The sequence below is a fragment of the Bacteroidia bacterium genome, assembly GCA_016218155.1.
Classification (GTDB): Bacteria; Bacteroidota; Bacteroidia; order Bacteroidales; family GWA2-32-17; genus GWA2-32-17.
Window position 1 is genome coordinate 1 of record JACREQ010000010.1, and the last position, 13,628, is coordinate 13,628.

A 13,628-nucleotide genomic window follows, 5' to 3' on the forward strand; every position below is an offset into this window, starting at 1 on the left:
AATATTGTTATAAATGTACTGGAATCCATCCTGATTAATTATTGTCAGTGGGCTGATGCAAACACTTTTCATTAAGTCATCCCATCTTTTTTCTTTATTATTTACCATCAATGGCATAAAATATATTGAGTTTACATCATGAACTCCAAGTGAACTGAAAATATCGTTTACATCGTCATATGTGGAGGTGGTGTCAATTGATCCCACAGGAATATTATTGAGTGCAGCAGAATCGGGGAAAGCATTAAAACATTTAGATTGATCAATAAATAAAGGATTTAGTGTATCGTAAAAGGAAAATTGTCCCCACTGACGGTACAAATTACCAAACTTTTTGAGACTATCCGGAAAAAGATAATAAAACCCGGAAGGATAACTTAGGTTTGTATCTAAAGCGGTTACATTTGCTGAAACCACTTTTTCCCCTATATTAATATTTGTAGTAAAAAAATCAAAGCATATAGTATCACCTGAATTTAGGTTAAGGTTTATTATAGGTGGGTTTTGAATGATTCCGTTAATAAGAGTTAGATTTTTCTTGCACAATAATTTTCTTTTTGATTTAGCCGTAACTACAACCTGTCCGTTTACACTATTATTGTTGGTAAAAGTAATATTTGGTGAAAATGAAAAAGTATCAGCAGTAAAATAATGTGGTGTAGATATTACTGCGGCTCTTGGAAAAGCTGACATCTGTAAAGAAGGATAATATGGCTCAACGGATAAATAAGCATTAGACGTATCTAATGCAGGAAAACTGTCAGCCTGATAGTATTGAACTTTTGCTTGAAAATCAATATCCGTCCAGTTTACATTTGTATTGCTATTCAGCTTGAACAAAACGGAATCGTTTTCATTTACAGAAAGGTCATAATTAAAATTATGATTAAATGATTGATTATCGGGGAAAATAGTGTCAGTTAAAAGACTTTGATTATGTTTAATTATAAACGTAAGTGTATCGCTTTGAGCCGGACTTGAAATATGACCATTAAGAATAATGTGCCCCTTTAATGGTGCCATAAAATATTGCTGGTCGCTCAATAGTGCGTCTTTGGAGTAATTGTATCTATTAACCGTATTTTCATCAGCATCATACTGTACAGTTGACGGTTGACATGACTTAACTATATAAACTGAAGGTACCCATGCTATTTCATCGCTTCCTATAGGGTTGGTTGAATGCATATGAAAAAAAACAGGAGTGCCAGCGCTAACCGAAATAGGACAAATACTATCGAAATGGATAATCGTATCATTTGGTTCGATAGAATCTGTTAATATAATACTGTTTCCTACCTGAATATTATAAATTATGCGCTTATTACTATTTGAGGGATTAATTCTTTTTATATAGCTTTTAATGAGCACATCAGTTGTTGTAGGTGCAATCCAGAACTTAACAGGGTCACGACGGAAACTAAACGTACTTTCACTTTCTTGTGAATAAAACGAACTGTCAATAGTCCCGGTATAAGTAGTAAAGTAACAGGAATCATCGGGAGATTTTATAATGCCATTATCATCAACAACACTAAATGTACCGTTTACATTATTGTAAATACTGCCCTGTTTAATAAAATCAACAAATCCATCACCGTTAATATCAACAAAATACCTGTCGCTGGTTTGCTTATTCCATGATTTACTCAAACTTAAAGAGCCATGTAATGCACCTAAAAAATTCCATTGTGCTTCTAATCCTAACCCCCATGTAATATTGGAACTTCGACTCAATTTAGATAAGCCGGATATTGTACTTGATGAACTATTAAAATACAATTCATTACTACCGTTTAAATATCCAGGGTAAAGCTTGTAATCACTGTTATGTTTTACCACTTTATCTAAAAGTCCATCCCCGTTTATATCTAATAACTGGACTTTTTCAGTAAGCGGTGAATACGAAAAATTAATATTGGCTCCCACGCTGTTTTTTTTGGAAAATATTTCCTTGCCAAACCCCAGACATATTGAACCACCTGCACCTAATGTTAAACTTTTACTTCGTCCGATAGTCTGATGGTTGGGATCTGTAAATAAACCGAATGCTTTTTCATCGCTTTCTGCCTCAGCAAAAATAGTGGTTGGACTTGTCTGAAAGTCCAATCCTTCATCTTCATAGTACTGAAAAATATGTGTTTGGGTACCGTGTATGTAATCGGTTTGCAATTGATCACAGTCTTTTTCGCGAATCGACTCTACAGTGCTTGAATCTGTATAATCAACAATGGCACACAACAATTTTTTATTATATGCACCGGTTTTATATTTGAAAAAATAACCTTTGATAAATTCGTTTTTGCATTTGATAAGAACTTGTTCTATAGGTGCGTTTTCATTTTCAAGAAAGCCAGATCTTGCTGAAGTTCTTATATCAGCTGATAAATCACCGTGTAAAAACTCCACCGAATAAATACCCTTAATTGAGTCATGACCTGTGTAATATATTTTATCAGGGTTTAAGTTGCAATTTGATGCATATTCATAATTGATATTATTACCATATAAGTCCCTGACTTCTGCCAAATGCCATTTTGAAATACAATTGTAGCTGTATATATATGTAGTACCATTTTTATCAACCACTTCCCACCAATAATTTGTAGGATTTGTGCCATGTCGGATAATACGTGAAAAAGCTCCTTCAACCCTGTATGCATAATAAGTTACATCTGACGTATTTCTATTTCTGAATGCAGTCGTATGAACTAAAGGGAGTCTGTTAGTATCTCCACCTTCAATCTGCAGTTCAACTAATTGTTCTCCGTTAAGCAAGTATTCTTCTGTTTCTTTTGTATTGTCGTAGCTTGGCACTCCCCAGCGTGTTTCAACCGATATGTTGGTAAATGGAATATCCCATCCGTTTCCTGGAATACCTGTATTTTTTTCGCTGTTGTATACAACTGAAAGTTGTGGTTGTAAGCCCTGTCTTCCGGCAGGTATGTTTATCTGGTAAGATAAATTAGCCGTTCCCATATTATTCGCTTTTGGTGGTGCTATAATATTCACATGAGCTACCGGGTCTGCATACGCCATATTTTTCATGGTAGTTGGAGTATAGCCTGATGTTTGAGGCAAATCCGGAGTTTTCAATACTGCATTGATAAAATCATCAAATTGGTATGCTTTTGAAATAATCTGTTTCTTGTCTTTATCTATCCCTACGTATTCAATCATTTCCCAGCTTCTTTTGCTTTTGTTATAATGAAATGTCCTGATATCTTCAGTGGTATAGTTTCGGGGTAATAACAAACTATCATAAGACAAATGAACATCAACCGAGGTTTCGAATTTTGTTTCGTGAGGTAAACAGCGATACCCCTTGTATTCGGCTGTAACATTTACCATGCCGGCACCCATTTGGGGCATATCTTCATTCCTTAACCCAATAATGGAGATTTCTTTTTTATTTTTAACGGCATTTTCCTCAGTGATAATGGAAATTCCTTTAAAATTCACATAGTTATTTTTTTTAGGGAAAACGGAAGTCTTATAAAATGGTACAACCCAGGTATTGTTAGATAAATAATGGTATTTTTTATCCTCATTGTAAACAATGGTTGTGGAGCACGTCTTTCCATCATTAAAGAACACTGTCAGTTCTACAGTAGGATTATTTGTATCTGCTAAAGTTACAATGTCTTCAAAATGAGAGTCAAAAACAGAAACGGTTTTTCCATTGGCTAGAAGAGTATAAGAAGTAGTATCACCCGAAAAAACAAATCCATTGATATAGGCGTATTGTCCATAATGAGCCGGATTGGAGGGTAAATTAATAACAATTTCTCTTTTCTTGGATAAAGGTTCTGCAAAACGAATACTGACATTTTTGATTTTATATTGAAATCTGGTATCTTCAGGGGTATGAAAACGAATAATATTGGTTCCTTTCTGCAAATCAGAAACATCTATTTTTTCAACCTGATGCGACCATTCATTTCTAAACCGGATAATTTTCCCACCTTGGGAAATCAGGTCGTTAATGCTCCTGTTGACACAGGTAAAATCTTCAAGTCCGAATAAATCATATTCAAGATAAGCCTGTTGTTGTGATGGTACACGGTCGTTGATAATAAATACAGCTTCATTGTTCGATGGGAAAGATTCATTATCTGTTTCTCCGGTAAGTCTTCCTATAATTAAAACCCCATTATCTGCAGGTAGAATAATATCATTGTTATTCCGAACGTACTCGGCAAATTCTGACTTTTGTAATGGTTCTTCTTTTGAGAAAGAATTTAAAAATGGACTGCAATCATTACTATTTTCAGGAAATTCTTCTTTACTATAACAAGCTTTAGAATAATGTGAGCTCCTGTTATTATTTATGGGGAGGTTAAATTGTGCTGCAAAAAACACAATTAATATCGAAGCGAAAAATATATTAGCTTTCATAATTTTAATCTTTAGAAATTACTTTACTACTAATTTTATATTTTGTTTTTTCTCTTTACTTTCTATATTCAGAATATAAGTTCCTGCTTCATGTAACTGAAAATTTTCTATATAGCATTGATTGCCACAAAGCTTTTTTTGGTATGCGATTCGTCCGGATTCATCCAAAACAAAGAGAAAAACATCTCCAGGCTCTTTCAGTTGTATCTGTGTTATAAATAATCCGTTTGACGGATTTGGAAAAACATGAATAAAGGAGATGTTACCATTATTAGAGTCTTTGTTACTGTTATTATCGTAATTATTCAAACTGTCTGTGTACGCCGTATTGTTAGCCATTTTTTCTGCATTATGTTGAATTGAAGCCGCTTGAAATGTAAAAGCATCGCTTCCGGAACTGTCCGTATCCCAATAAATATTGTGAAAATATAAATTTCCAATACTGTCAGTACTATCAGCCGGAATAACAAGACAACTATCGGCAGGAAAATTAAAATTTGTGGTCGGGCTGATTATAAGATTGACCCGGATAAGGGTGTCACGTGCCAGAGTCGGAGCCGACAGCATTATTAAAGTTTTAATCTGATCGACTGTATTACCCGTTCTTTTTATTAACCACTGACGCTCACTGAGGTCTGTTAAATAAGCAGAATTGGACAAATCGGTTATTGAGGTATCTTTGGGAAAACTAAGAAAGTTTCTTCCGTTGTCACCCCATATTAAGAAATCACCTTCGTTTATGGTATGAGTATTTTCTTTGTTCCAGTTACCAAATGAAATACCTGAGGATATTTTAAGGAGGGATTCTCCTCCGTTTCCGGCAGATTGTTTTTGATTGATTTGTAACCGGCTGTCTTTGCCAATGCCAGCTATGTCGTTAGAAAATTCTCTGTCTTTTTGAACATCCCATAAAATCACATTGTCGGAACGTTTGTAATTTATTTCGTTTAGAGTTATTCCATATTTGACGGCAAGGTAGGTGAATATATTGGTCAGTTCTTTAGCTGAAAGTTCACGGTTATAGAATATTATTTCGGCTATCTCACCCTTGAAAGAAAGTATGGAATCTCCTCCGCAAACAAGTAAGTGATTTGGTGAAACATCTGCTTTTAGATGCATCCAGTTTTGTGTGAAAAAGTTTATTTTCGGGGAACTTTCGCTACCGTAGCTATATAAACTTTTATTATATAAATCTCTTAAAAAATGGGAGTTCATTTCAATAAAATTAGTAGAATCGAATTTTACAGACCAAATGCTGTAGCCGTTTTGGGAGGTGTCAATTCTATAAACGGCAAACATACAAATAGCACCTTTTAATTTAGGACGATAAGATATTTCAAAAGGAGCAACTGTTTCCATTTTAATTGACGGCTGGTAATTTATTTTACTCCAATCAATCGGTGAAGAGGAAAGATTTATATTGTTACTATGACTACTCAAATCCGGCCAAATCTTTTGTTCTGAATTAATGGAATCTGCTTTCAGCCATAAATAAGGAGTCGGAATTAAAGAAATCTTATGCTGTTGGGCATGTATAGTAGTGCTTGCTACACTAAATAACAATGTGCATGCAAGAATATTTTTTATGCCAGATAACTTTTTTAAAAAGTCTAATGTTATTGTTATCATACTTAAAAATTTATTTTGTTAAATATTTTACCAAATGAAATATTTCTTTTTAATGGAGCGAAATGTATTTTAAAAAGAATTTAAAAACAATAGCATTTCTGTGCTGTTTTATTAACGGTCGAGTTATTTTACGAACGGTCATGAAATAATTGTTATGTTGCTTAATTTTAGTGCAATAAAAATTTCTTTGTATTTTCGACGGGAGATTAAAGCATATTCCTGATAATTCCTAAGCTCTACCTTATCTTCATGAATTCTTTGAATAAATTTTGTGTTTACCAAATATGATTTATGGGAACGAAAAAATTGCTTTAAACAGCATTTTTTTTCTATCTGGCTCAAATTTTTTGCAACAATAAATTGTTTTTCTGAGGTTACAATTTTTGTATATGATCCTTTTGCGACACAAAATATTATTTCAGAAGGTTGAACTATTTCTACTCCATTTTTTGTTTTAAAACCGATAGCTTCAGTTTTCATAATATATTGGCTTTTATATAATCAGATTTAACAATTTTTCTAGTTTGAAACAAAATGCAATTGGCACTTGTTTCACCAAGCGGACAGGAAAATAAAAGTACCATTAACTGCTTTTCATTTATAGAAAGAGAAATTGAGTTTGATAGGCTAGTTTCCATTGTTTATGTTCATTAATGTGAAACTCTATTCATGTAATATTTTATCTAAGGCAGCATATACATCACTTGGCTTAAATGGTTTTTGTATAAATTCGATATTATGCTGAATCGGATTTTCTTTATAAGTTATATTTTCATTACAACTTTGTATAATTATTGGAATCTCCTTATTGACTAGTCGGATATGCTCAATAGCTTCATAACCTCCCATAATTGGCATGTTTAAATCCATAAAGACAATATCAACATTGGGGTTAGATTTAATGAAATCTACTGCATTTAATCCATTATTTGCCATATGAATATTTGCTCCTGTTTTTTCAAGTATAGCCTTTAGATATCTATAACAACCATAATCATCATCAGCAATAAGTACCTGTTTGTCTTTCAAGTGATTTATTTCCATTGTGTTGATGCGTAAATAATGAATTTATCATTTTCCATTACTCTGAATTGTAACAGAAAATAATTCCAATTAATGATTAAAATTTAGCCTATAGTCGAACGAGATTCAATTAGTAACCATCTATTTTGAAAATAATTTTAAATTATTTTCAAAAGCGCATATTCTCAAGCGTTTAAAAATTCAAGAATATGGCACAATAAACAATTTTCATTTGAAATGACAAATAAATAGTTACCTGAAATGAAGAGATAATGAGAAAAAAGTATTTTAATTAAAATACCAAAACAACTAATAGTAAATAAAAGAAAAAATCACTTTAAGGCATTCTTTATAAAATCACCTAGATTCATTTCGAGGGCATCGGTAACTTTACTTAACCAATATAGTGTTGGGCTAAGTACCCCACGTTCAATTCTTGAAATATTTTGAAAATCATTACCTATAATACTTGCTAATTCAGCTTGAGTAAGCTTTTTTTGAAGCCTCTTTTTCTTAAGATATTGACCTATTTTCTTATTAAATTCTGATTTTTCCATAATTAAAACACTAATCAAGGGAAAATCTTTATCAAATTACTAATCATATTTGATTACTAATCATTTTTGATTATATTTGCTTTAAAATTGTTTAACTGAAATTTAGTTTTTTATAGAAATTTCTAATGTCTGAAATGTAATATAAGAAAGGGAATCTTATTGAAAATTTACATAAAACAAATAATAGTATTAACCTTTAATTACAAATATTATGAGAAGTATAATTAAAATTTTCGGCATTGTATTGTCATCAATACTAATTGTAACAGGGTGCAACAACTCTGATTCTAACTCTAAAATTTATACAGAAAACAAATCTGCTTTAGAAGTAGGACAGAAACTTTTAAAAGGAGCAATAAATATTAAGCAGAAAGATTTTACACAGAAAGATACTTTAACTTCTAAATAAAACTCATATGAAAAACACATTGCAATTTATTTTAATCTTTGTTGCATTTGGAATTTTTATTTCATCATGCACAACTGAAAAAAGATTATACATGCCGGGATTCCATGTTGAATGGAAAAAGTCTCAAATCTCTAAAGACAAAATAAATCTAACTAATAATGTAAACTCTTCCATAAAGAACGAGGCAATTGAAGTTAATAATTTGTATTCACAAGTTCAGAATTACGACTCTACATTATTAGCTGACAATAACAATAGTAACATCATTGTTTCAATTGATAAATCAACCTCTAATACAACTTTCGATAATATTACCAACAAATCATTAAAAGCAATTGAAGAAAAACAAGTCCTTCAAAAAAAGAAAGTAAATACAAAAAATAAAAATACTACAGAAAGAAAAAACATAACAATTGATGATAGAACCATTGGTCTTTTTGCTGTTTTAGGTTTTCTTCTGGCTCTTTTGGGAATAGGACTTTTATTGCTACAGGTTACTCCGGTTGTGTCAATAATATTGTCGGCAACTGCAGTTATTTTAAGCCTTATTGCGAAACATCAAATGTCGTTAAGCCATACCGAAATCAAAGGAAAAGGTTTTGCAATTTTTGGTATCATACTCGGCTGGATTGGTCTTGGAGCTGCATTCTTTTATTTACTCATCTTAAGTCTTTAATCATTAAAATAAAATGTGTTATGAGAAATTTTCTTATTCTTTTATTCATTATCGGATTAAGTAAATATTCGTTTACTCAACCCAAATATGATACGTTATATAATAAAACAATAATTACATTAACTAAAACTGGTTTACCCCCCGCTACAATTATTAGTAAAATTAAAACGAGTATTACATCTTTTGATGTAAGTACTAATGCTTTGATTGACCTAAGTAATAATGGTGTTAATGGTGAAGTAATAAATGAAATGATAAAAATTAGCGACAATGCTAATACTTCTGCCACCATTGAAATAAATAGCAATAATCCGAATGAAATGCATAAAACAGGTATTTATTATTATAACCCTAAAAATGTTACAAATCCTTTAAAAAAGATTAATGCAACTGTTGTTAGCGGGTCAAAAACCGGAGGGTTTAGTTACGGTGGTTTTGGTGGAGTAGGAAGCACTTCCACTTTGTCAGGACTGCATAGCCGTTTTCAAATTGATACTTCAAATCCTGAATTTTATTTTTATTTTAATACAGACGAAAAAACGAATGGAGAAAATTGGTTTTTTGCTACAGCAACTTCTCCCAATGAGTTTGTTTGTGTCTGGCTTTATGCTAAAAATGATCACAGGTTCTTTAAAACTGGTGGAGGAAGTAATTATAGTTATAGTGTAGGCATTCCTGAAAAAGATAAAGTGCAATATGAAATCAAAGAAATTAAAGAAGGTATTTATAAAGTCACTTTTAATACTTCTTTAAAAAAGGGTGAGTATTGTTTTATTTATGCAGGGCAAGCACCTTCAATTTATTCAAACGATAAACTTTTTGATTTTAGTATTTCAGTAGAATAGCAAATCCTACTTTTGGTAACATATTAATTTACATGAATAAATATAGATGGGCAATTTCAAGCATCTTCTTATTGATCTCAGTTTTAAATTTATTTTCTCAAAGTAAGAATCAAGTTGATATCAGCAATTCCAACGATTGTATTTATGCAAAGAGAATTAAAGGTATTGGTGTGTTTAGTACTACTAATGCACCTTGTGGATATGGTCATATACTTGAATTCTCAAATAATTCTAAAAACAGTTTATACTATATTGAGAAAGAACATAACACTGTTTGGTATAAATTTAAAAATACCGAAGATGCCGAACTGGCTTTTGATATTATTCCATTACAGAAAACTGATGATTATGATTTCATGTTATTTCTTTGTAATGATTCCAATTCATGTGAGGATATCAGAACAAAGAAAATTAAACCTATAAGAACAAATATCTCAAGAAATGATTCTGTTTATTTGGGTAAAACAGGATTGTCATTTTCATCTGACATTGATTATGTTCATTCAGGACCTGGTAAACATTACAGTTCGCCGATAAAAGTAAAACCCGGTGATTGGATTTATTTAGTTGTAGATAATGTTTATGAGAATGGAAAAGGACATAAAATTCAGTTTAGGTATTTCAAACAATATGAAATAAATGGTAAAACCGTTGATCAAATTACAAACAAACCTATTGAAGCTGTTGTACTATGGGAAGATAAAGAAGGTAAAACTCTTGCTAAAGTAAAATCTGATTCTATTACAGGCGAGTATAGTATGCTTGTTCCTGTTGAATATAAATCTACTGATCCACAATATATTCTTTCTTTTGTTAGTAAATCTAATTATTTTTTCTCCGATACATTAATTCATGCGAAAAAACTTATTGAAAAGAAACAACTGTCTTTTATTGGTAAATTATTTAAAATAATTAAAGGAAAAAGTTATAAAATTAACAATATGAATTTCAGTGGTGGTTCTGATCAATTACTTTCAAGTGCAAAACCATCATTAGAAAAACTTTTAAGAATATTAAAATCAAATAATAATCTTAAAATAAGCATAGAGGGACATGTGAACGACCCATTAGGAGATTATCTGAATGACGACCAAAGTTTATCAGAAAGAAGAGCAAAAGCAGTTTTTAACTATCTTGTAAAAAAAGGAATTAACCCAAACAGAATGCAAACTATAGGTTTTGGGAGTAAAAACATGTTACACCCTATTAATCCTACAGAATACGAACAACAGCTAAACAGAAGGGTTGAAATAAGAGTGATTGAAAATTGATTACTATTAATAGTAATAATTATGTTGACTTTGTTTTTTTAACTTCTTATAAATTGTATAACCGAGAATAGCTTCAACAAAACCAATTGCAATTAAAAGAGGCTGCATAAAACTTATTAACCCAATTATTATAATTTGTATAATAATCCAAAGAAATAATAATGTTCCTAAAAAAACACCTAATTTACCAGTAAAATTGAATCTCATAAATGAAAAAAATGCACCAATAAGATTCCCAATTCCATGAAATGCTAGTATAAAATGATCCGGAATAAAAAAGAATGGGTATGAGAAATTTGAAATAAAATGTAATTTATTTGTTAAAAAGATACTCGTATTTACTTCTATCACTATCCCTACTACTATAAAACAAATAGCAATAACAACTTGTATAATTCCTAAAATAATGTAATACTTCTTTGCTTTCTTCATTGTTACAATATCAATTATTGCACTTATCAATTAAAGTTTTCACCCAGTCTGTAGCCTTTTCTACTTCACCATCAAACAATGGTCCTTCTTTACCTTTTACGTAGAACGGTTGTGGTTCTGCGATCATTTCTGCGCCCAGCTCTTTTAATTTTAATGCAATCTTTTTAGCAGCATCACCATGGATAAATAATTTCACTCTGGTATCAAAAGTTGCAGCTTTTATTTCTTTTAATTCGTTAGGGTTAAAATAATTAAGAAATGCCATCATTCTCTCGGTAGGTTGCCATCCAATAATAGGACTACCGACAATAATCAATTTAACGCCTTCTAAATATTTTGGTGAAAATTCATTAACCGAAATACAAATTGCATTTTCACCAAATCCCTTTGAAATAACTTCTGCAATTATTTTAGTATTACCAAAATTTGAGTCGTAAATGACTAATGATTTCAACGTTTTTACAGTTTAAGATTTACAAATTTATAAAAAAACAAATATGTTTCAAGTTTTATTATTTCACTTAATTCAATGTTTATTACATTTTACACATTGTTTTAAAAGTATTTGCGACTATTTAAATTTTGAGTTCAGTATTACTTGGAATGGTAAAATAAAAAACAGAACCTTTTCCAAATTCGCTGTTTACCCATATTTTCCCTCCAAGTATTTTAACAAATGCCTTAGAAATTGATAATCCCAGTCCTGCGCCTTCATAATTTCTAGAAAGAGATTCACTTCCCTGCCTGAACCTCTCAAAAATAATTTCCTGTTGATCTGAACGAATGCCTACACCAGAGTCTCTTACAAAGAATTCCAAATAATTCTCAGTTTTCTTATATCCAAACTCAATAAAACCTTGATTAGTAAATTTTATGGCATTTTTAATCAGATTAACCATAATTACACTAAGCTTTTCTTTATCAGTAAAAATTATTTCATTCTTTAAAGACAAGTCATTTATTATTGAGAAACGGATTCCTTTTTGCTCTACTTCAGGTTTCAAGAAATTATACAAATACTCCATTTGAGTATTAACTTCTGTTTCTGAAACATGAACTTCTATTTGTCCTGATTCAATTTTAGAAATATAAATAATATCACTAATAATATTTAACATACGCTGTCCGCTTTGCTCTATGATATCTATATATTCTTGCTGCTTTTCACCTGTAAGATTATGTCCTTTTAACAGTCCTGCAAAACCTAAGATACCATTCATCGGAGTTCGTATTTCATGGCTCATATTTGCAAGAAAAGCTGATTTTAACCGATCACTTTCTTCGGCTTTTTCTTTAGCTTTTAATAAATCTGTTTCTGCTTTCTTACTCTCTGTTATATCTCTATAAAAACCTTGAATTACTTTTTTTCCTTTTAATTCAACAACCACTGCACTTATACGAACCGGAATAAGTTTTCCATCTTTAGTAACTACCCCTGATTCTACGTTCTTTATTTTTCCCGCTTCAACATGCTTTCTAAATAGTTTCTCATATTTCTCTGGCTTATCAGTTGGCTGAACCTCCGAACGATTTATACCGATAATTTCATTCTTTGGTCTTCCAAGTAATATCTCAGCTTCTTTGTTGGCATCAATAATTACTCCAGTATTAGTGTCTGTAATTAATATTGCATCTCCTGCATTATCAAATAAGTCATGGAATTTTTTTTCGCTTTCACGAAGATCTTTTAATATGAGCAAACTAGATAGTGAATCACTCAATCGTTTACCTATTTCCTGAAACAGATTTTTCTCTTCTACTGTCCATTCTCTTGGATATGAGCATTGGTGCATTCCAAATACCCATGGTTTCCCGTGTTTAGAGTATATCGGAATAAACATCTGAGACTGAATGTTAAATTTTTTGTCTGTTGGTATAGGTTTTTCTTGACTATTTAAGTATGTAACCGGCATAACAGATGCTAATGCTTCCCTCATATTCTGAGCTTCCTCCGGTGACATAGGTATTTCAATGTTTAAAATCTTTGCGCCAGGATATTCTGGATTGGAAACTTCCATCGGGACACAATATGTTGATGAATCAGGATCACATGGGTATAACAACCATACCCGATCACAATTAAAAATAGAATATACTGTTTCGAGAACATTACTCATCATTTTTTCAAGATCATTAGTTCCTTGAATAGCCAAATTTACTCTATCCATGGATTCAAAGAATTTCAGATTGTTCAAATTCTCCTTTTCTGCTTGTTTGATCTTTGTTATATCACGAGAAATTGTCATCACACTAACAACCTTTCCATCTCGCCCAAATTCTGGGAAAGCAAAAACATTATAACAGTATTCAATATTGTCAGCTTTAGGCCAAATAAGGTCAACAGCTTCTGAAATTCCAGTATTTAACACTTTACGAAGAAGTTTTTCA

General features: G+C 31.3%; 12 protein-coding genes. 4 read left to right on the top strand and 8 right to left on the bottom strand.

What is annotated here, in order from left to right; translation table 11 throughout:
• From HY951_01260 to HY951_01280, 5 genes are all read right to left on the bottom strand, one after another.
• Positions 1-4,398, bottom strand: a 4,398-nt coding sequence (locus HY951_01260) for a hypothetical protein (GenBank protein ID MBI5538658.1), incomplete at its 3' end; no start/stop codon positions are given.
• Between the two features lie 18 nt (positions 4,399-4,416).
• On the bottom strand, positions 4,417-6,027 hold the full coding sequence (locus HY951_01265) for a T9SS type A sorting domain-containing protein (GenBank protein ID MBI5538659.1): 1,611 nt from the start codon (positions 6,025-6,027) through the stop codon (positions 4,417-4,419).
• A gap of 138 nt (positions 6,028-6,165) precedes the next feature.
• A complete protein-coding gene (locus tag HY951_01270; GenBank protein MBI5538660.1) occupies positions 6,166-6,507 on the bottom strand; it encodes a LytTR family transcriptional regulator in 342 nt (113 codons plus the stop codon).
• A 183-nt stretch (positions 6,508-6,690) separates the two neighbouring features.
• Positions 6,691-7,071, bottom strand: a complete 381-nt coding sequence (locus HY951_01275) for a response regulator (GenBank protein ID MBI5538661.1) — start codon at positions 7,069-7,071, stop codon at positions 6,691-6,693.
• A gap of 311 nt (positions 7,072-7,382) precedes the next feature.
• Positions 7,383-7,607, bottom strand: coding sequence for a helix-turn-helix transcriptional regulator (locus HY951_01280; protein ID MBI5538662.1), 225 nt, complete (start codon positions 7,605-7,607; stop codon positions 7,383-7,385).
• A 211-nt stretch (positions 7,608-7,818) separates the two neighbouring features.
• On the opposite strand from HY951_01280, the gene HY951_01285 reads away from it, so the two are divergent.
• The 4 genes from HY951_01285 to HY951_01300 are packed head-to-tail and all read left to right on the top strand — an operon-like array spanning position 7,819 to position 10,808.
• Positions 7,819-8,016 carry a hypothetical protein gene (locus tag HY951_01285; GenBank protein ID MBI5538663.1) on the top strand — a complete coding sequence of 66 codons (198 nt, stop codon included), beginning with the start codon at positions 7,819-7,821 and terminating at the stop codon, positions 8,014-8,016.
• A gap of 7 nt (positions 8,017-8,023) precedes the next feature.
• A complete protein-coding gene (locus HY951_01290; protein MBI5538664.1) occupies positions 8,024-8,692 on the top strand; it encodes a DUF4190 domain-containing protein in 669 nt (222 codons plus the stop codon).
• A 20-nt stretch (positions 8,693-8,712) separates the two neighbouring features.
• Positions 8,713-9,537 carry a hypothetical protein gene (locus HY951_01295; GenBank protein MBI5538665.1) on the top strand — a complete coding sequence of 275 codons (825 nt, stop codon included), beginning with the start codon at positions 8,713-8,715 and terminating at the stop codon, positions 9,535-9,537.
• A gap of 32 nt (positions 9,538-9,569) precedes the next feature.
• Complete coding sequence (locus HY951_01300; GenBank protein ID MBI5538666.1) at positions 9,570-10,808, top strand: OmpA family protein; 1,239 nt, start codon at positions 9,570-9,572, stop codon at positions 10,806-10,808.
• A 6-nt stretch (positions 10,809-10,814) separates the two neighbouring features.
• On the opposite strand, the gene HY951_01305 is transcribed toward HY951_01300, so the two are convergent.
• From HY951_01305 to HY951_01315, 3 genes are all read right to left on the bottom strand, one after another.
• Entirely contained in the window at positions 10,815-11,240 is a 426-nt protein-coding gene (locus tag HY951_01305) for a hypothetical protein (GenBank protein ID MBI5538667.1), read from the bottom strand.
• Positions 11,241-11,250: 10 nt separating this feature from the next.
• Positions 11,251-11,694, bottom strand: a complete 444-nt coding sequence (locus HY951_01310; protein MBI5538668.1) for a flavodoxin domain-containing protein — start codon at positions 11,692-11,694, stop codon at positions 11,251-11,253.
• A 121-nt stretch (positions 11,695-11,815) separates the two neighbouring features.
• A partial coding sequence (locus tag HY951_01315; GenBank protein MBI5538669.1) for a PAS domain S-box protein occupies positions 11,816-13,628 on the bottom strand: 1,813 nt, incomplete at its 5' end.

Coding starts and splice junctions, on each gene's coding strand:
- HY951_01265 (MBI5538659.1), bottom strand. CDS start 6,027: ATGATAACAATAACATTAGACTTTTTAAAAAAGTTATCTGGCATAAAA.
- HY951_01270 (MBI5538660.1), bottom strand. CDS start 6,507: ATGAAAACTGAAGCTATCGGTTTTAAAACAAAAAATGGAGTAGAAATA.
- HY951_01275 (MBI5538661.1), bottom strand. CDS start 7,071: ATGGAAATAAATCACTTGAAAGACAAACAGGTACTTATTGCTGATGAT.
- HY951_01280 (MBI5538662.1), bottom strand. CDS start 7,607: ATGGAAAAATCAGAATTTAATAAGAAAATAGGTCAATATCTTAAGAAA.
- HY951_01285 (MBI5538663.1), top strand. CDS start 7,819: ATGAGAAGTATAATTAAAATTTTCGGCATTGTATTGTCATCAATACTA.
- HY951_01290 (MBI5538664.1), top strand. CDS start 8,024: ATGAAAAACACATTGCAATTTATTTTAATCTTTGTTGCATTTGGAATT.
- HY951_01295 (MBI5538665.1), top strand. CDS start 8,713: ATGAGAAATTTTCTTATTCTTTTATTCATTATCGGATTAAGTAAATAT.
- HY951_01300 (MBI5538666.1), top strand. CDS start 9,570: ATGAATAAATATAGATGGGCAATTTCAAGCATCTTCTTATTGATCTCA.
- HY951_01305 (MBI5538667.1), bottom strand. CDS start 11,240: ATGAAGAAAGCAAAGAAGTATTACATTATTTTAGGAATTATACAAGTT.